Origin of the sequence: Motilibacter aurantiacus, from assembly GCF_011250645.1 — a bacterium.
In the GTDB taxonomy this organism is placed as follows: Bacteria; Actinomycetota; Actinomycetes; order Motilibacterales; family Motilibacteraceae; genus Motilibacter_A; species Motilibacter_A aurantiacus.
Window position 1 is genome coordinate 1 of the sequence record NZ_JAANNO010000015.1, and the last position, 17,886, is coordinate 17,886.

The 17,886-nt window shown below is 75.4% G+C and carries 16 protein-coding genes; 8 read left to right on the forward strand and 8 right to left on the reverse strand.

What is annotated here, in order from left to right; translation table 11 throughout:
* From G9H72_RS18400 to G9H72_RS18410, 3 genes are all read left to right on the forward strand, one after another.
* On the forward strand, positions 1-343 hold a 343-nt coding region (locus G9H72_RS18400), incomplete at its 5' end, for an FIMAH domain-containing protein (protein WP_166173864.1).
* Positions 344-490: 147 nt separating this feature from the next.
* Positions 491-2,533, forward strand: coding sequence for a TIGR03773 family transporter-associated surface protein (locus tag G9H72_RS18405; RefSeq protein WP_196791380.1), 2,043 nt, complete (start codon positions 491-493; stop codon positions 2,531-2,533).
* 149 nt (positions 2,534-2,682) lie between these two features.
* Positions 2,683-3,966 carry an MDR family MFS transporter gene (locus G9H72_RS18410; protein ID WP_331272409.1) on the forward strand — a complete coding sequence of 428 codons (1,284 nt, stop codon included), beginning with the start codon at positions 2,683-2,685 and terminating at the stop codon, positions 3,964-3,966.
* On the opposite strand, the gene G9H72_RS18415 is transcribed toward G9H72_RS18410, so the two are convergent.
* The 4 genes from G9H72_RS18415 to G9H72_RS18430 form a co-directional block, all read right to left on the reverse strand.
* Positions 3,928-5,781: an ABC transporter permease subunit gene (locus tag G9H72_RS18415; RefSeq protein ID WP_331272410.1), complete on the reverse strand. Its 1,854-nt coding sequence runs from the start codon at positions 5,779-5,781 to the stop codon at positions 3,928-3,930. The two genes, G9H72_RS18410 and G9H72_RS18415, sit on opposite strands and share 39 nt — an antisense overlap.
* Positions 5,778-7,253 carry an ABC transporter substrate-binding protein gene (locus tag G9H72_RS18420; RefSeq protein WP_166173972.1) on the reverse strand — a complete coding sequence of 492 codons (1,476 nt, stop codon included), beginning with the start codon at positions 7,251-7,253 and terminating at the stop codon, positions 5,778-5,780. Before G9H72_RS18420 ends, G9H72_RS18415 begins: the two co-directional genes overlap by 4 nt.
* Positions 7,254-7,323: 70 nt before the next feature.
* Complete coding sequence (locus G9H72_RS18425) at positions 7,324-8,064, reverse strand: ABC transporter ATP-binding protein (RefSeq protein ID WP_166173866.1); 741 nt, start codon at positions 8,062-8,064, stop codon at positions 7,324-7,326.
* Positions 8,061-8,846 (reverse strand): ATP-binding cassette domain-containing protein, encoded by a 786-nt coding sequence (locus tag G9H72_RS18430; protein ID WP_166173868.1) that lies wholly within the window; start codon positions 8,844-8,846, stop codon positions 8,061-8,063. The genes G9H72_RS18425 and G9H72_RS18430 overlap by 4 nt, the downstream gene beginning before the upstream one ends.
* Positions 8,847-9,016: 170 nt before the next feature.
* Between G9H72_RS18430 and G9H72_RS18435 the strand changes: the two genes are divergently transcribed.
* Positions 9,017-9,310: a DUF1490 family protein gene (locus tag G9H72_RS18435; protein ID WP_166173870.1), complete on the forward strand. Its 294-nt coding sequence runs from the start codon at positions 9,017-9,019 to the stop codon at positions 9,308-9,310.
* Between the two features lie 88 nt (positions 9,311-9,398).
* Positions 9,399-11,492 carry a heavy metal translocating P-type ATPase gene (locus tag G9H72_RS18440; protein WP_166173974.1) on the forward strand — a complete coding sequence of 698 codons (2,094 nt, stop codon included), beginning with the start codon at positions 9,399-9,401 and terminating at the stop codon, positions 11,490-11,492.
* A 73-nt stretch (positions 11,493-11,565) separates the two neighbouring features.
* Here G9H72_RS18440 and G9H72_RS18445 read toward each other — a convergent pair whose 3' ends face one another.
* From G9H72_RS18445 to G9H72_RS18460, 4 genes are all read right to left on the reverse strand, one after another.
* A complete protein-coding gene (locus G9H72_RS18445; protein WP_166173872.1) occupies positions 11,566-12,678 on the reverse strand; it encodes a hypothetical protein in 1,113 nt (370 codons plus the stop codon).
* Between the two features lie 198 nt (positions 12,679-12,876).
* A complete protein-coding gene (locus G9H72_RS18450; RefSeq protein WP_166173874.1) occupies positions 12,877-13,245 on the reverse strand; it encodes a hypothetical protein in 369 nt (122 codons plus the stop codon).
* Entirely contained in the window at positions 13,242-14,339 is a 1,098-nt protein-coding gene (locus G9H72_RS18455) for a GTP-binding protein (protein WP_166173876.1), read from the reverse strand. Before G9H72_RS18455 ends, G9H72_RS18450 begins: the two co-directional genes overlap by 4 nt.
* Positions 14,336-14,605 carry a type B 50S ribosomal protein L31 gene (locus G9H72_RS18460; protein ID WP_166173878.1) on the reverse strand — a complete coding sequence of 90 codons (270 nt, stop codon included), beginning with the start codon at positions 14,603-14,605 and terminating at the stop codon, positions 14,336-14,338. Before G9H72_RS18460 ends, G9H72_RS18455 begins: the two co-directional genes overlap by 4 nt.
* Before the next feature lie 94 nt (positions 14,606-14,699).
* Between G9H72_RS18460 and rpmG the strand changes: the two genes are divergently transcribed.
* The 3 genes from rpmG (at position 14,700) to G9H72_RS18475 (ending at position 17,870) form a co-directional block, all read left to right on the forward strand.
* On the forward strand, positions 14,700-14,867 hold the full coding sequence (gene rpmG, locus G9H72_RS18465; protein ID WP_166173880.1) for a 50S ribosomal protein L33: 168 nt from the start codon (positions 14,700-14,702) through the stop codon (positions 14,865-14,867).
* A gap of 324 nt (positions 14,868-15,191) precedes the next feature.
* On the forward strand, positions 15,192-16,556 hold the full coding sequence (locus tag G9H72_RS18470) for an aldehyde dehydrogenase family protein (protein WP_166173882.1): 1,365 nt from the start codon (positions 15,192-15,194) through the stop codon (positions 16,554-16,556).
* A gap of 285 nt (positions 16,557-16,841) precedes the next feature.
* Positions 16,842-17,870, forward strand: coding sequence for a LacI family DNA-binding transcriptional regulator (locus G9H72_RS18475; protein WP_166173884.1), 1,029 nt, complete (start codon positions 16,842-16,844; stop codon positions 17,868-17,870).
* Positions 17,871-17,886: the final 16 nt, after the last annotated feature.

Consider the following 17,886-nt stretch of genomic DNA (forward strand, 5'->3'; position numbering starts at 1 on the left):
CGCGACCTACATCTCCTCCGAGGCCGTGACGGTCGAGGTCGACGTCGTGGACGTGCGGTACTTCGCGAAGATCCGCGCGGCGGTGAACGCCTACGTCGCCGACGGCACCACGAGCGCGAAGACCGCGGCCAACGTTCTCGAGCGGCTCGACCGCGCCGAGACAGCGGCGCGGGCCGGGAGCGAGGAGCGGGCGATCGGGTTCCTCGAGCAGTTCATCGCCCGGGTCGAGAACCAGGTGAAGGGCGACGCCGCAGACGTCGCTGCGCGCAACGCCCTGACGGCCGACGCGGCGCTCCTCCTGGCGTACTACCAGGCGATGGAGGACGCCGAGAACGTCGCGTGACCCACTGAGGGCCACGGGGGAAGGGCCGCCGGCACCGCCGGCGGCCCTTCCGTCGTCCCCTGCACGTCCCGGAAAAACCAAAGACAGCGACAACCGTTTCCATTAGGCTCGGCCACTGGCAGGACGGCCCCGAGGAGAGGACCCACCGTGCGGCGAGAGCGCCTGACGCGCCGGCTCATCGGCCTTGCACTGGCTCTGACCGGCTTGTCGGCCGGGCTCCAGTCGGCTGCATCGGCCGCGGAGGACGCGCCGCTCCTGCTGCACAGGGGTCACATCGACCTCTTCGACGTGACCTACGACGCCGAGGCGCGCAACCTCGACCTCCGGGTCAAGGACGACACCAAGCTGTACGCCGAGACCGCCGTGCTGCGCGAGCCCGAGGACGTCGTGATCCCGGTCGACCCCGCCATCACCACGACCACCGTCCCCGTCGACCCCGACTACGGCTTCCTGGGCGCCGCGGGCCAGCCGATCTACGTGCTGCAGCAGAACGGGCGCAACGCCGACGGCATCCGCCAGCCGTGGCCGGGCTGGGGCGCCGAGACGGTGCCGGGCGGGCTGCTGCAGGACGATTTCGTCGTGCTCGACGTGGACGTCGAGGGCCCGGGCAAGCTGTTCGCGTACTCCAGCGGCGCCGGCGCCCCCCGGGTGTACGTCGACGGCAACTTCGACTGGCCGGACGACATCGAGACGAACGTCGGCTCACACGTGCACACGAACTGGGCCTTCACCTCCCAGGGCACCTACACCCTGCGGGTCAGGGCCAAGGCGACCACGGTGGACGGGCGGGCGCTCGTCAGCCCCACCTCGACGTACACCTTCGTCGTGGGAACGCCCGCCGAGCAGCCCCCGCCGCCCCCGACGACGCTCTCGATCGCCGGGGCGGGCGTGACCTACGCACCGGGCGACCAGGTCGCGCTCGAGGCGCTGCAGCAGCCCGCCACCGAGCTGACCGAGTACATGTGGGAGTCGCGCCGGCCCGGCGCCGCCGACTTCTCCTCGGTGCTGCTCAGCGGTTCCGGGACGTACGGCTTCCCCGCGCGGCTCGCCGACGACGGCACGCAGTACCGGGTCTCGCTGCTCGACCGGCACCGTGACGTGGTGGCCGTGTCGGCGCCGGTCAACGTCCGGGTCCGCGAGCCCGGCTCCGGGCAGGTGCCCGCGGGTGACGCCTGTGCCCAGGACGGCGTCGAGGTGATGACGGAGGGCCATGCCGACCTCGCCCTTCGGCTCCGGGACGACGGAGAGCTCGTCGCCCAGGTGAAGGACGGGCGAGCCGTCCCCGCGGTGTGGCGTGGCCCGTCACAGGTGGCCTTCAGACTCGACGCGGCGGCGCGCGGGACGGTGTCCCCCCGTGCCTCCCTGTCCTTCCTCGGCCGTCCCGGCGACCCGGTGTGGACGATCGGCCAAACCCAGCAGGCGGGCGTCCCCTGGCTGGGGTGGAGCACGGACGACGTCACGTTGACCGACGCCGTCGGCGACGAGATCGGCTGGCGGATGGACCGGGCGCGTGTGACGGGCCCCGGGGACGTCTACCTCTTCCAGTCCGACGCCTTCGGCAGCGTGCTGCCGCTGCTCGGCACGGGCGCCGGCTGGCCCGCGACGACGACGATCTCGCGCGCCACGCACTCGCACGGCACGTGGGCCTTCACGGCTCCCGGCCGCTACTCGGTGCCGTTCACCTACACGGCGACGTCCTACGGCCGTGAGACCTCGACCTCGGCCACCCTCACCTTCCTCGTCGGGCCGTGCGCTTCCGCCACCCCGTCCCCGCAGCCCGGCCCGGGAGCCTCGACCCCGCCGCCGCCCCCTGCCCCTGCGGTGGCCGGGTCCCCGCCGGCACCTCCGTCCCCGGCGCCCGCCGTCACCCCGCCGCCGGTGACCGTGCAGGACCGCGAGCCGCGCCCGGCCGTGCTGGCTCGCGCCCGGCTGACCGGGACGCCCGTCGTCGGGTCCCGTCTGACGTGCCGGCCCGCCTTCTCCGGCGGCACCGTGCGCTCCTACCGCTGGCTGCGTGACGGCAGGGCCGTCCAGGGGCGGTCTTCGGCACGCCGGCTGGTGGCCGCCGACGCAGGGCACCGCATCCGCTGCCGAGTGGTCGTGGCCAACGCGGCCGGCACCGCGTCCTCCCTGTCGCCCACCCGGACGGTGAAGCCGCGTCCCGAGCGTGCACGGACACGCGTCGGCTGAAGCGTGATACCTGAAGAGCGCATTGCTGCACGATCGTGCGTGCTTCGGTCCGCGCGTCTCCTCCCGGGCCCGGCCGCCCCGTACGATGCGGGGACGGCGGGCCGGTCGACGAGGGCAGGGCCGGCACGGAGCGGGCAGAAGGAGCGCGTGTGACGGCTGCCCGGCGGACGAGCGCGGCGCCGGCAGGGCTGGCCCGATGGGGCATCGTCCGCGAGCTGCGCGCGGCCGAGCCCGTGGTGCGCCTCCTGGTGCTCACCCAGCTGGCGTTCAACGTCGGCTTCTTCATGGTCCTGCCGTACCTCTCGGTCCACCTCAGCGACGACCTGGGGCTGGCGGCCGCGTCCGTCGGGCTCGCGCTCGGCCTTCGGACCTTCAGCCAGCAGGGGCTCTTCGTCGTCGGAGGCACGCTCGCGGACAGGTACGGCGTGAAGCCGGTCGTGCTGGTCGGATGCGGCCTGCGGGTGGCCGGTTTCGCCGGGCTCGCGGCCGCCGACTCGGCACCGGCCGTCTTCGCCGCGACGGCCCTGACCGGGTTCGCCGCCGCGCTGTTCTCGCCCGCGGTGGAGTCCGCGCTCGCCCTGGAGAGCGGCAAGGCGGAGGCCGCGGGGGGCACCTCCCGGGTCGACGCCTTCGCGCTGTTCTCGGTGGGTGGGCAGATCGGCGCTTTCACGGGGCCGCTGCTGGGGACCGTGCTGCTCCTCGTGGACTTCCGGGCGGCCTGCGCCGTCGCCGCCTGCGTCTTCGTCCTCATCCTGCTGGCCCACGCGCGCTGGCTCCCGGCCGCCCCGCCGGCCCACGAGGGCGAGCGCCTGCTCGACGGGTGGGGCGAGGTGCTCGCCAATCGCGCGTTCCTGCTCTTCGCGCTGGCGTACAGCACCCAGCTCGTGGCGTACAACCAGCTCTACCTGCTCCTCCCGCTCGAGGTCGACCGGGCGTGGGGCTCGCAGGCGCCCCTCGGGTGGCTGTTCGCCGCGTCCTCGGTGCTCGTGGTCCTCGCACAGCTGCCGGTGACGGCCTGGTGCCGCAGCCGGCCCCTCGGCCGCGTCCTGCCCGGCGGGTTCCTGCTCATGGCGGCCGCGTTCGCAGTCGTCGCGGCGACGGTGTCCGCGCAGCGGCAGGGCTGGGTGGGCCTGCTGCCGGCGGCCGCGTTCGTCGTGCTGCTCACGGTCGGGGAGATGGTCGCGCTGCCGTTCGCCCGGGACCTGGTCCCCCGGCTGGCCGCGGAGCGCCGGCTGGGAACGTACTTCGGCGTCCTGTCCTCGCTGTCCGGCGTGGCGGTGCTCGGGGCGAGCACGGGGATCGGTGCGCTCGTGCAGTCGACGGACGGGGGCCCGTGGAGCCCGGTTCCCTGGCTGGTCGCCGGCGCCCTGCCGCTGGTCAGCGCGCTGGCGCTGTCACGGCTGCTGCGGTCCCTGGAGCTCGGCACCCGCTGAGCGGGAGCGCCAGCGGCGAGGAAGGCCCGGTGCCAGGGCGGAGGCGCTCACCGCCAGGACCGACAGGGCGACGAGCGACAGGGCCGGCGCGACCACCACCCACGGAGCCCGCTCGACGTAGGGCATGCCCTCGGCGAGCACCAGGCCCCAGTCCGGGGTGGGGGGTTGCGGGCCCAGCCCCAGGAACCCCAGCCCGGCGAGCGCGAGCGCGACGCCCGGCAGGCGCAGGAAGGCGTTGCGCAGCACCGGCCCGGCCACCATCGGCAGCACGTGGGCCAACAGCACCCGCATCCTGCCGACTCCCAGCACGGGGAGCACGCGCACGTGCGGCTGCGCGACGGCCTCGGCGACGAGCGCGCCCGTGTGCGAGGCCAGGGGCGCCCAGCTGACCAGCAGCACGGCCACCGCCGCGCCGGTGGACGACGGCCCGGTCAGCGCGGCGACGAACAGCCCGGCGAGGACCGGGGGCGCGGCGTTGGCGACCTCGACCGGCCCGGCGGTGACGTTCGGCAGCAGGCCCGCGAGCAGCCCCACGACGTACGCCGCGAGGCACACGGCGACGGCGGTGGCGATGGTGGAGCCCGCCCCCTGCCCCAGCCGGGCCAGCAGGTCCCGTCCCGACGCGTCCGCCCCCAGCAGGAGGTCGCCCGACGGGCCGGCCAGCCGGCCGCGGTCAGCGGCGTAGGGGTCGCCGGCCAGCCCGCCGAGGACCAGGGCGGCCAGCAGCAGCAGCGCGGTCAGCGGGACGAGCCGGTCACGGCGGCGGACGACGTGGCCGGAGGAGGGGATGACCAGCCCGCCCGCCCGGGCCGCTCGGCCCAGCACCGCCCGACGGGTCACGTCGGTCGCGACACCGAGCAGGGCGCCGAGGGCGATGAGCAGGAGCATCCCGGCCTGCAGCACCGGCAGGTCCTGGGTCTGGGCCGCGCCCAGGGTGGCGCGCCCCAGCCCCGGGATGGCGAACACCCGCTCGACGGCGACCGCTCCACCTACCAGCCCGACGACCACCAGCCCGACCTGAGGGAGGACGGGGGGGACGGCGCGCAGCAGCAGCCCGCGGGCCAGCGCCGCCCGCGGCGCTCCTGCCGCCGTCCAGGTGGTCACCCACGTCTCGGCGCCGCTGGTCGCGACCGCGTCCGCGACCAGCCGCCCGACCAGGCCGCCCGCAGGCAGGCCCATCGCCAGCGCGGGCAGGACGGCGCTCGACGGCCCGTCCCAGCCGTACGGGGGCAGCAGCCCCAGCCAGACGGACACCCCGACGAGCAACGCCGTGGCCAGCAGGAACTCCGGCAGCGCTGTCAGCGCGGCGGCGACGGCACCGGAGGTGCGGCGAGGCGCGCCCCGCAGGACGCCGCGCAGGGAGGGCACGACCAGCAGCGCCGCGACGGCGAGGACGACCACGAAGGAGAAGGCCATGAGCGTGACCGACACGCCGAGGGCGGAGAGCGCTCCCGGCAGCACCTGCGCCCCGCTGACCCAGGACGTGCCGAAGTCGCCGCGCAGCACGTCGGAGGCCCAACGCCCGAGCAGGGCGAGCGGCCCGTCCGCGAGCCCGAGCTGCTCCCGCACGGCCGCGAGCGCCTCGGGCGTGGCCTCCTGGTCCGCGGAGCGCCCGCGCAGCACGGTCAGGGCCGGGTCGCGTCCGGAGAGCCAGGGCAGCAGCCCGACGACGGCGACGACGGCGAGGACCGTCAGCACCCGGGACAGCAGCCGGACCGCCGACGCGGCCCGTCGCTCGCGTCGGCGCGGCTGCATCGTCCGGGACGGGGGGCTCGCCGCGGGAGGCAGCGTGACCGCGGGCACCGTGGGGGTCACCCTGCGGTGGTCTCGGCCGTGATGAGCTGGCGCTCGCGCGGGTCACGGGCGACGCCGGAGAAGTCGCCGGACTCGCCCTGGATGACCCGTTCGTGCAGCATCGGGATCGCGGCGTCGGACTCGAGGATCAGCCGCTCGGCCTCCAGGGTGGCCGCCCGGCGCGCGTCGCCCGTACCGGCGGCCGACGCCTTGCGCAGCGCGGCATCGATCTCGGGGTCGCACAGCTGGGCGATGTTGAAGGAGCCGTCGCAGGCGAAGTCGGAGTACATGTACGCGACGGGGTCGCCGGAGTCCAGCACGGTGGCCCGGGACAGGATGAACGCGTCGAAGTCGCCGGCCAGCGCGTCGGCCTCGATCTGGGCGTACTCGCGCACCTCCTGGCGCACCCGGAAGCCGGCGGCCTCCAGCTGCTGCTCCAGCTGCACGGCGACCTCCGGCAGCTCCGCCCGGTCGGTGAAGGTGGCGAGGACGATCTCGGCGCCGGCCGGGTCGGCGGCGGGCCGCTCGCTGCGCGCGGGCCGCCCCTCGGCAGCCCACGGCAGCGCCGGCCCCAGCAGCCCCTCGGCCACGTCGGCGCGGCCCTCGTACACGTTCTCCACGATCGTCTCGCGCTGCACGGCGCCCCGGGCAGCGGCGCGCATCCCGGCGTCCGCGAAGACGCCCCGCTCGGTGTTGAGGTACAGCGTGTTGGTCCGGGGCATCGGCACCTCGAACACCTGCTCGGGCTCGAGCAGCGACGCCTGCGAGACCGGGACCGCCTCGACCACGTCCGCGGCCCCCGTCCGCAGTGCTGCGGCGCGCGCCGTGCCGTCCGGCACGAAGTCGACGTCGATGCCCGCGACCCTGGCCCGCTCGCCCCAGTAGCCGTCGAACCGGTTGAGCGTCGCGCCCACGGTCCCGTCGACGGCCACCAGCTCGAAGGGCCCGGTCCCGTGGCCGACCGGGTCGACGGTGCCGTCCGGCCCGTACGCGGCGGCCGCCAGGATCGACAGCTGGGGGCTGGACATCCGCTGCGGCACCAACGGGTCGGCATCGCCGGTGCGGACGAGCACCGCCTCGCCCGGCGCGGCGGGGTCGGGCTGCGCCGTGAGCTCGACACCGTCGAGGATGCGCGGCTTGGGGCTCGCCTTCGTCGCGGCGGTGAGCACGGCGGCGACGTGTTCTGCCGTCAGGGGCGTCCCGTCGTGGAAGGTCACGCCCTGGCGCACCTCGAAGCGCCACGTACGGGGGTCGACCTGCTCCCACGCGGTCGCGAGCGCGGGCTGCGCGTCCCCGGCCTCGTCGAGGACGACGAGCGTCTCGGCGGTGGACCAGCGGGAGAGCTTGAACGCGTCGTCGCTGAACGGGGTGAGCCCGGAGCGGGGCGGCTGCAGCATGGCGACACTGATGCGCTCGCCCGACGCGGTGGGAGCGGCGCCGTCGGGCTCGTCCGCCGAGGAGGAGAAGCAGCCGCTGAGGAGCAGGGCGGTCATGCCGATCGCGGGCAGGGCGTAGCGGGAGTTCACGGAGTCCTCCGGACGAGGGGGAGCGGGTGGGGCGAGCTCAGGGCAGGGCGGGCAGGGCCGTGACCAGAGCTCTGGACGACGGGTGCTGCGGGGCGCGGAGCAGCTGCCGGGTGGGCGCGTCCTCGACGACCCGGCCCTCGGCGAGCACGACGGTGCGGGCGCAGAGCGCGGCGACTGCTGCCACGTCGTGGGACACGAGCACCAGGGCGGTGCCCTGACGCTCGAACGCCGCGCGCAGGGAGGCCAGGACCTGGGCCCGCAGGGGCAGGTCAAGGCCGCTCACCGGCTCGTCGGCCAGCAGCAGGGAGGGCCGGAGGACCAGTGCCCGGGCGAGGGCCACCCGCTGCGCCTGGCCGCCGGACAGCTGGGGAGCGCGGGCGTCGCGCAGGCCGCCCGGGAGGTCGACGGCGTCGAGCGCGTCGTCGACGAGAGCGCGCTCACGCCGGCGCTCGTCAGGGGTGCCCAGGCGTCGCACGGGCAGCGCGACGAGCTCGCGGACCGTTCTGCGCGGGTCGAGCGTGGAGGCGGGGTCCTGCGGCACGTACTGGACGAGGCGGCGGAACCAGCCCAGCCGGCGCGGGGAGCCGGGGCGGACCTGCCGCCCGTGGCACGTCACGGTGCCGGCGTCGGGCGGCTCGAGGGCGAGCAGGGTGCGCAGCAGCGTCGTCTTCCCCGCGCCGGACTCGCCGACGACGCCGAGGCGCTCTCCGTCGGCCACGGCCAGGTCGACGTCGCGCAGCAGCCGCAGCGACAGGCCCTCGCAGCGCAGCAGCGTCATCGCGCCTCCGCCGCCGCGTACAGGTGGGCCCCGACCGTTCGGGCAGCGGCGACCAGCTCGCGCGTGCGCTCGTGGCGGGGGCTCGCGAGAACGTCCTCGACCGGCGCGTGCTCCACGACGCGGCCGTCGGAGAGGACGACGAGCTCCTCGCAGAGGCTCGCGGCGACGGCGACGTCGTGGGTGACGAAGAGCAGGGCCCGGCCGGTGCCGCGCCCCGTCCGCTCGCGGAGCAGGCTCACGACGCCCGCCTGGGTGACCACGTCGAGCGCGGTCGTCGGCTCGTCCGCCACGAGCAGCGGCGAGGGGGTCATCAGGGCCAGGGCGAGGCACACGCGCTGCCGCATGCCGCCCGACAGCTCCGACGGCAGCGCCTCCGCGACGCGTCCGGGGTCGCGGAAGCCCAGGGACCCGAGGGCGTCGAGGACGCGGGCGCGGGCGGAGGCACGGGTGCCGCCCAGGGGCAGGGCCAGCTGGCGGCCGACGGGCTGGAGCGGGTGCAGGGCCCCGGCGGAGTCCTGACGCACCACACCCGGGCGGGCGTCCGGCGGGCGCCGGGCCGCGGGGAGCCCCAGGATCTCGGCGCCGGCCAGCCGCACGCTGCCGGTGGCCCGGAGGGCGGGTGGCAGCAGCCCGAGGACCGCCGCGACGGTCAGGGACTTGCCCGACCCGGAGGCGCCGAGGACGCCGACCCGGCGCTCGGGCTCGACCACGAGGTCGACCCCGTGCAGCAGACGGCCGTCGGCGCTGTCGACGCGGAGTGCGCGGACGTCGAGGAGGGGCACGTCCTGATCCCTCCTCCTTCGGCCGATGACACCGAGCACTGTAGACGAGAACGATTACGGTTTCATTCAGCAGGGGAGAGGGCCGGCGGATGCGGCCGACCCGCCGCGGATGCACGATGGTGCGGGCAACGAGGCGCTGCGCGAGGCGCAGCCGGGAGTGGAGGTCGGCAGTGGCACTGCCTTTCGGAGCAGGCGTCGTACGCAAGGGCGTCGGGGCCGTCGTGACCGGGGTGGTCGGCGTCGCCGTCGTGCGCCTCGCCGAGCGCCGTGGTGCCCCGGCCGCTCGCCGGGTCGCCGTCGAGGTGACGAAGGCCGGCATTCGTGGCGGGCGTGCCCTGGGCGAGGGCGTGGAGCGCACCCGGCTCGCGGCCGGCGACGTGGCGGCGCAGGCTCGGGAGGAGATGGGCGAGCAGGCACCGGTGCCCGGCACCTCCGCGACCGGGCACGACGGTCACCAGCACTGACGAGCGGAAGGGGCCGACGGTGACGGCGACCGTGCAGGAGCAGCAGGATTCAGGAACTGTACGTGTGGTGTCCGACGCCGCCGGCCGGATGCGCGTGGAGGCGGACCTGCTCCGCGGGTCGACGGCGCGGTCGGTGGCGCTCGAGGACCTGCTCGACGGGACGCCCGGGGTGCTGGCCTGCCGGGCCTACCCGCGCACGGGCAACGTGCTGGTCTGGTACGACCCCGAGCTGCTCGGGGCCGAGACGGTCCTGGCTGCGGTCGAGTCGGTTCAGCAGGTCGACGCGCTGGCCGTGGCTCCGCGCCAGGCCCGCTCCGCGGAGGTCCCGGACGGCGACGTCCTCCGGCTGGTGGCCGGTGCCGCCGCGCTCGTCCTGCTGGGCGGGCGCCGGTACGTCCTGCGCCGGCCGCCACTGCTCGGGCCGCAGGCCCGCGGCGTCACGGCGGGCGTCGCCGTCTTCACCGGCTACCCGTTCTTCCGGGGAGCGGTGAGGAGCCTCGCCGGTGAGCGGGCCGCCGGCACCGACGCGCTCGTCACGTCGGCGACCGTGGCGAGCCTGCTGCTCCGGGAGAACGTCGTCGCGCTGACCGTGCTGTGGCTGCTCAACATCGGCGAGCTCCTGCAGGACCTCACGCTGCGCCGTACCCGCAAGGCCATCTCCGAGCTGCTGGCCGGGACCGTGACGACCGCGTGGGTCCGTCACGACGGGGTGGAGCAGCAGCTGCCCATCGACCGGCTGCGGGTGGGCCACGAGGTCGTGGTCCACGAGCAGGCGACGATCCCGGTCGACGGCGTGGTCGTCGACGGGCAGGGCGTGGTGGACCAGGCCGCCATCACGGGCGAGAGCCTCCCGGTCTCCCTGGCGACGGGTGACACCGTCCACGCCGGCAGCGTGAACCTGCGGGGGCGGCTCGTGGTCCGCGCCACGGCCACCGGGCGCGACACCGCCGTCGGCCGGATCATCGCGCGAGTCGAGCAGGCGCAGGAGGACCGCGCCCCCGTCCAGACGGTGGGCGAGCGGTTCTCGCGCCGGTTCGTGCCGGCGTCGTTCGCGCTGGCGGGGGCGACCCTGCTCGTCACCCGGGACGTACGCCGGGCGATGACCATGCTGCTCGTCGCCTGCCCGTGCGCAGTGGGGCTGTCCACCCCGACCGCGATCAGCGCCGCGATCGGCAACGGCGCACGGCGCGGGATCCTCATCAAGGGCGGGTCGCACCTCGAGGCCGCCGGGCGGATGGACGCGCTCGTCATCGACAAGACGGGGACGCTGACCCTCGGCAAGGCGGTGGTCACGAACGTCATCTCGTTCGCGGAGGACTGGGACCCGATGCAGGTCCTGGCCTACGCCGCCAGCTCCGAGATCCACTCCCGGCACCCGCTGGCGCAGGCCGTCATCCGCAACGCCGAGGAGCGCCGGCTGGAGATCCCGCCGCACGAGGAGTGCGAGGTGCTGCTCGGGCTCGGGATGCGGACGGAGGCCGACGGGCGCGTGCTGCTGCTCGGCTCGCTGGCGCTCATGGAGCGGCAGGGCGTGGACGTGGGCGGTGAGGCCCGCCAGTGGCTGGACCGGCTGCAGCACGCGGCCGAGACCCCGCTCCTGCTCGCGGTGGACGGCCGGCTGGTCGGCCTCGTGAGCTTGAAGGACGCCGTCCGCCCCGACGCCCGGGAGGCGCTGGACCGGCTTCGCGCCACCGGTGTGCGCCGCGTCGTGATGCTGACCGGTGACTCGCCGGCCACGGCGGCCGCCGTCGCCGCGGAGCTCGGCATCGTGGAGTGGTCGGCCGAGGCGATGCCGGAGACGAAGCAGGACGTCGTCCGCGCGCTGCAGGCCGAGGGCTACGTCGTCGGGATGGTCGGTGACGGCACGAACGACGCGCCCGCGCTCGCCCTCGCCGACATCGGGATCGCGATGGGCGTCTCGGGGACCGACGTCGCCCTGGAGACGGCCGATGTCGCGCTGATGGGCGAGGACCTGACCCGCCTGCTCGACCTGCGCGACCTCGGCGGCCGGACGCTGGGCGTCATCCGGCAGAACTACGGCATGAGCATCGCGGTCAACGGGCTCGGGCTGCTCGTCGGCGCCGGCGGCGCGCTGTCCCCGGTCGCGGCGGCGATCCTGCACAACGCCTCGTCGATCGCCGTCGCGGGCAACAGCACCAGGTTGGTCCGCTACCGCGTCTGAGTGGCGAGCTCCGACGCACAAGGGCGGTGGAGTACTCCACCGCCCTTGTGCATCGCTCGGCGCGCTCCTCGGGTCAGCCCTTGTACGGGGTCAGCAGGAACGCGCGGGTCTGCCCGTTCACCGTCGCGTACCCGGCGATCTGCCCCTTGCCGCTGACGCTCTCCGCGGTACGCAGTACCCAACCCGTCGGGAGGCCCACGACGAGGTCGTTGAGGTCGTAGCCCGCGGAGCCTCGCCACAGCACCGCGGTGCCGTCGATCGTGGGGAAGTTGTAGAAGCCGGACGCGTGACCGACGACGTCCCCGGCGTCGTTGACCGCGGCCGCGCGGCTGTTGCGCAGCCCGTCGACGGTGCCGAGGTCACGCGCCGTCCCTCCGCTCCACACCGTGGCGTGGTAGATCGGCGTGCCCGTGGCGGTCTCGCCGACGACCGACTCGCCCACAGCGGTCTGCAGCTTGTTGACGTCGAGCGCCTCGCTGTACCGGCCCGGGACCAGCGCGCCCAGCACCACGGGCTCCTTGCCCGCGCGCCAGAGGATCGCCTGGGAGACGCCACCGGGAACCGGAGCGCGGCCGACGATGTGGTTGCCGTCGCTGACGGCGGTGGCCCGGCTCGCCCCCGTCAGCCCGGGGAAAGGCAGCGGGAGGGCCGTCATCGCCCGGCGGTGGCCGGTGCGGAAGGCCCGGCTCGCGCCCGCCGCGGTGGACGCGGAGCCGACCACGGTGCCTTCGTCGTTGAGGTCGTTCGCGACCGCGGACGCACCCCCGAGGGTGCCCAGGTCCGTCAGCTTCCCGCTCGCGTCCCAGAAGACCGCGCGCGACACCTCCGGCGACGCGGTGGAAGCCTCGCCGACCGCCTCCCCGCGCACGTTGACCTCGAAGGCGCGGCTGAAGGTGCTGCCCGGCAGGGTGCCGAGGCTCGAGACCGTGCCGCCTGTCGCGCGGAAGGCGATCTGAGGGCGGCTCTCGGTCGTGGTGCGGGAGGTGCCGACCACCACCCCGCGGTTGTTGACGCCGAGCCCGAAGGCCGCGGTGCCGCCGAGGGGCCCGAGGTCGACGAGGGAGTAGCGCGGCTGCTCCGGGGCCGCCTCGGCCGGAGCGCTCAGCGGCGCGCCGGCCACCGCGGCGGAGACGGCCAGTGCCGCCGCCACGGGACAGGCGACGGATCGATGGCGGGTGGGGGGCATGCGGGCTCCTGTCGACGTCGTGGTGGCCCGTTGTCCGGGCGTCGCGCGCGGGTCGCCGGCCGTTGTCTGGCGTCAGTGTCGGCCGAGCGCCGCTGGACCGTAACGACAACCATTGTCGATGTCCAGGGCGGGGCCGCCTCCGAGGACGGCATCGGGGCGCCGCACCGCGAGCGTCCTCTGCTGCGGGCGAATGCCCGCTCACCCGCCGGGCACGACCGACTCGGCCAGGACGCCCGGCAGCCGGGGGAGGACGGGACCGGCCACCGACGCGCCCGTCACCCATCGCACCAGTGCTGCCCGCCGCTCGTCGCCCTGCACGCAGGCGAGCCACGTGCCGACCTGCCCTGCGGAGCCGCGTGCCCCGACCAGGCCGACCGCGCCGTACGCGCAGAGCCCGGGGCAGTCGAGGCGCAGGAGCACGGCTCCGGACGAGCGGCGGACCGCGTCCCCCAACCCGACCAGCGGGTCCTCCGACGCCAGGCCGCGCAGCGCCCGGCACCGGTGGCCGTCGCAGATGCCGACGACGAGACGGGCGCCGCCCGTCCCGGTCCGGGCGCTTCGGCTCACGCCACCCCTTCCAGCGGGCCGAGCCAGGCGTCGAAGCCGTCGTCGCGCCCCACCCAGCGCTCGAGCCCCGACGCCAGCTCCGCGTCGGTCATGAGGGCGGTGTCGAACGCTCGTCGCAGCAGGGCCGGGTCGTGGTCGACCGCGGTGACGAGCAGCCGGGTCTCCCGCTCGGCCGTCGGCCCTGCGTGCGTCGGCGAGGACCAACTGCCGATGCCCCCGATGCTGAGCTGCCCGCCGGCGCCGTCCCAGGCGACGACCACGTCGGGCCGCGTCGGCAGCCAGAGGCAGCCGCGCCCGCGCAGGGGGCCCGCTCCCAACGCCTCGATCTCCTCGAGCAGCCGGGCCGGGTGGAGGGGGCGCCACGACCTCAGGTCGAGCGTCCACACCCCGGCCCGGTCGTCGGGGGCCCGGGAGGGCAGGCAGCGCGGGTCGCCGCGGCGCAACAGCTCCTCGCGTCGGGCCCGCCGGGCCGCCACGTCCTCGGCCAGCGCGCTGCCGGACAGCCCGTTGGCGTGGAGCAGGCAGTGCCGCGCCCCCGCCGGCGCGAGGTGCTCGAGCAGCGCTGTGGCCTGCGCGGGGGCGAACCCGGGCAGCAGCAGCACGTCGGCGAGCTCGAGCTGGTGCGCCAGCGCTTCACCGACAGCACGGTTGTCCTCGGAGGTCAGTGCGAGGCCGCGCTCGCTCAGCAGGTCGTCACCGAGCAGGTCGTCCACCGCGGACAGGCCGTCGAGCACGCTGACCAGGGGCCCGAGGCGCACCCGGGCGCGGACGAGCGCGTGCACCACCGGCAGCGGCTCGGCCGAGACCGGCAGGGCGAGGACGACGGCCGGCGTTCCGTTGCCCGTGGCCAGCGCCCGCCGCACGGCCGGCAGGACGTCCTCGCGCAGCGCGCACGAGAGGCAGGCGTGCTCGAGCGGGACCCAGACGTCCTCGCGGACGCCGTCGCTGCCGTAGACCACGCGGCGCAGCCCGTCGGGCAGCAGGTCGTGCTGCACGACGAGCGCCCCGGGCAGGTCGCACAGGAGGTCAGCGGCCGCCACCCCCCGAAGCACCGGGTCGATCGAGGACAGGACCACGACGGCCGGGGAGCTCATCGGGGCGTGCCCTTCGCGGTGCCCGAGGCCCCGTAGCGCCGGTTGAAGCGCTCCACCCGTCCCTCGCTGTCCAGCACGCTCGCACGCCCGGTCCAGAAGGGATGGCTGGCGGAGGAGACGTCGACGTCGATCACCGGGTAGGCGTGGCCGTCGTCCCACATCACCGTCTGGCGGCTCGTCGCCGTGGACCGGGTCAGGAACGACATGCCCGCCGCCCGGTCCCGGAAGACGACGGGGTGGTAGTCGGGGTGGATGTCTCGCTTCACGGGGCCTCCTCGAGCAGTACGCTAACGACAATCATTATCGACAGGAGGCGGAGATGCAAAGCACGCGTGGTGGTCGGCCGGGGACGTGGGGCTGATGGCGCGCGCCACCGGCCTGCGGCCCGTCGTGAAGCTGCGCTCGACGGCGGGGACGGGCTACGCGTACGTCACCCGCAAGAGCCGGCGCAACGACCCCGGGCGGATGGCGCTGCGCAAGTACGACCCGGTCGTCCGGCGGCACGTGGAGTTCAGGGAGGAGCGCTGACGGGAGCAGTGCTTGCCGTCCATCGCCCCACCCGCTAGTGTCGGTGGGGCAGATGAAAACCGTTTCCATGAGGCGGGGCGTCAAACGGTGCCCCGAAGCTCAGGATTCGCCGCAAGGTCCGCTCGGCTGGTCCTCGAATCGGGGTCTCCTTACCGGCTGCCATGAGCGTTCCTGCGTCCCGCCTCGGAAACGGGCCCCGATCGCACTGCCGCCACTGTCGACAGATGTCCGACGGTGGTGCGAGCTTCTGCGTCCGCGGTCGGTGGACCACGGGTCGAGCGGTTGCGAGGATGCGCTGCGCCGCTTCCCGGAAGGACGTGCCGCGTGACCGTGATCAGCCGTTCGCCGCAGGACCCCGACGACGTCGTGCTCGAGACCGGCGCTGCCGGCCGGGAGGCGGTGCTCGCCGCGGCGGAGCGGGCCCGCACGGCGTACGCGTCGTGGGCCGCGACCCCGGCGAGCGCTCGCGGGGCCGCTCTCACCGCCGCCGCGACCGCCGTCGAGGCCGTCGCCGACGAGCTGGCCGCGCTGGTCGTGCGGGAGGTCGGCAAGCCGGTCGTCGAGGCGCGCGGCGAGGTCGCCCGGGCCGTCGGCATCCTGCGCTACTACGCGCAGGCCGCCCTGCTGCCCGAGGGCGACGTGCTGCCCGCTCCCGACGGCCGGTCGCTCCTGCACACCCGTCGCCGGCCCCGGGGCGTGGCCGGGCTGCTGACGCCCTGGAACTTCCCGCTCGCCATCCCGGTCTGGAAGGCGGCCCCCGCCCTCGCGTACGGCAACACCGTGCTGCTCAAGCCGGCGGAGGAGGCGCCCGCCTGCGCCGAGCGGCTGGCCGAGCTGCTCGCCGCGTCGCTGCCCGCCGACGTCCTCACCGTCCTGCAGGGCGGTGGCGAGACGGGTGCCGCGGTCGTGGGCGTCGCCGACGTGGTCTCCTTCACCGGCTCCGAGGCGGTCGGGGCGGTCGTGCGGCGCGCGGCGGCCGAGCGCGGCGTCCCGGCCCAGTGCGAGATGGGCGGGCAGAACGCGTCCGTCGTCCTGCCCGACGCCGACCTCGACGCGGCGGCGGCGGCGATCGCGGGCGCGGCCATGGGCTACGCGGGGCAGAAGTGCACGGCCACGAGCCGGGTGGTCGTCGTCGGGGACGCCGAGGCCTTCGCGGAGCGGCTGGCCACCGCCGTCGAGGCGCTCGGCTTCGGCGACCCGGCGGAGGCCGGCACGGCCCTCGGGCCGGTGATCTCCCCGCAGGCGCGCGACGCCGTGGTCGGCGCGGTCGCCGAGGCCGAGAAGGCGGGCGCGCGGGTGCTCACGGGCGGCACGGCCTCCGGGCCGGGCTGGGCAGTGGCCCCCGCGGTCGTGGCGCGCGTGCCCGACGGGCACCGGCTGCTGCGCGAGGAGGTCTTCGGCCCGGTGTGCGCCGTCGTCGGCGCCCCCGACGTCGACGCCGCGGTCGCCGAGGCCAACGCCGTACGCCACGGGCTGGTCGCCGCGGTCTTCACCCGCGACCTCGCGCGCGGCCTGGAGCTGCCCGCCCGGCTGCGCACCGGCATGGTCAAGGTGAACGCACCGACGTCCGGCGTCGACTTCCACGCCCCGTTCGGCGGGACGAAGAGCTCGAGCTACGGCCCCCGGGAGCAGGGCCTGGCCGCGAAGGAGCTCTACACCGAGACCGCGACGGTCACGATCACGCCCTGACGCCCCGGGTCGGTCACGGCCAGAGGCGTCGCTCCGCCGCGCCCAGCCCGCCGGGTCGTCGCTGGGCGGATACGTCTTTCATGCGCTGGTCTGCCGGATGAGGGCGCGCAGCTCGGGCAGCCCCCTCGCGATCGCGCCGAGCGCCCGGGGAAGCCACAGCCCATGACGTGCGCAGGAGCCGCCGCCCCCGCGGGTTGATACGTTTCAGAACGCGCCGGCCTGCACGAGCCCGCATTCGTCGAACCGCTGCCCCACCGGATCGCACAGAGAGTCATGGGGAGGGCCATGTCCACCACCAGCATCAAGCAGGTCGCCCAGCACGCCGGTGTCTCGGTGGGCACGGTCAGCAACGTCCTGAACCGGCCGGAGGTGGTCGCCGCCACCACCCGGCAGAAGGTCCAGGCGGCCATCCGGGAGCTGGGCTTCGTCCGCAACGAGTCGGCGCGCGCGCTGCGGTCCGGCCGCAGCCGGACCGTCGGCCTCGTGGTCCTCGACGTGGCCAACCCGTTCTTCACCGACGTCGCCCGCGGCGCCGAGGCAGTGGCCGACGAGCAGGGCAGCGTCGTCTCGCTGTGCAACAGCGGTGACGACCCCGAGCGCGAGCGGCGCCACCTCGAGCGCCTGGAGGAGCAACGCGTGCAGGGGCTGCTCGTCACCCCGGTGGACGCGACCAGCCCGCGGCTCGACCAGTTGGTCGAGCGCGGCATGCGGGTGGTCCTGGTGGACCGCGGCCCGGCCGGCGACGACCGTTGCTCGGTGGCGGTCGACGACGTCGAGGGTGGTCGCCTGGCCGCCACGCACCTCGCCGAGCAGGGCCACCGCCGCATCGCGTTCGTCGGAGGCCCTGCCGGCATCCGGCAGGTCGCCGACCGGCTCGAGGGGGCGACAAAGGCGGCCGCGGATGCCGACGTCGCGCTGCGGGTGCTCGAGACCCCCAGCCTGACCGTCACGGCCGGGCGGGCCGCGGGGGAGCGGATCGCCGAGCTTCCCGCGTCCCAGCGGCCCACCGGGGTCACCTGCGCCAACGACTTGCTCGCGCTCGGGGTCCTGCAGGAGATGACGCGCCGCGGGCTGCGGGTCCCCCAGGACGTCGCGATCGTGGGCTACGACGACATCGACTACGCGGCGGCCGCCGCCGTCCCGCTGTCCTCGGTCCGACAGCCGCGCGACCTGCTCGGACGTACGGCCGCCGAGCTGCTCTTCGAGGAGATCAACGACCCGGAGGCCCACGAGCACCGGCAGGTGGTCTTCGAGCCGGAGCTCGCCGTCCGGGAGTCCAGCATCCACCGCCGGCGCCGCCGGTCGAACGGATGACCCGTAACGCTGAGCG

Coding starts and splice junctions, on each gene's coding strand:
- G9H72_RS18440 (WP_166173974.1), top strand. CDS start 9,399: ATGCGCGTGGAGGCGGACCTGCTCCGCGGGTCGACGGCGCGGTCGGTG.
- G9H72_RS18425 (WP_166173866.1), bottom strand. CDS start 8,064: ATGACGCTGCTGCGCTGCGAGGGCCTGTCGCTGCGGCTGCTGCGCGAC.
- G9H72_RS18455 (WP_166173876.1), bottom strand. CDS start 14,339: ATGAGCTCCCCGGCCGTCGTGGTCCTGTCCTCGATCGACCCGGTGCTT.
- G9H72_RS18420 (WP_166173972.1), bottom strand. CDS start 7,253: ATGACCGCCCTGCTCCTCAGCGGCTGCTTCTCCTCCTCGGCGGACGAG.
- rpmG (WP_166173880.1), top strand. CDS start 14,700: ATGGCGCGCGCCACCGGCCTGCGGCCCGTCGTGAAGCTGCGCTCGACG.
- G9H72_RS18445 (WP_166173872.1), bottom strand. CDS start 12,678: ATGCCCCCCACCCGCCATCGATCCGTCGCCTGTCCCGTGGCGGCGGCA.
- G9H72_RS18475 (WP_166173884.1), top strand. CDS start 16,842: ATGTCCACCACCAGCATCAAGCAGGTCGCCCAGCACGCCGGTGTCTCG.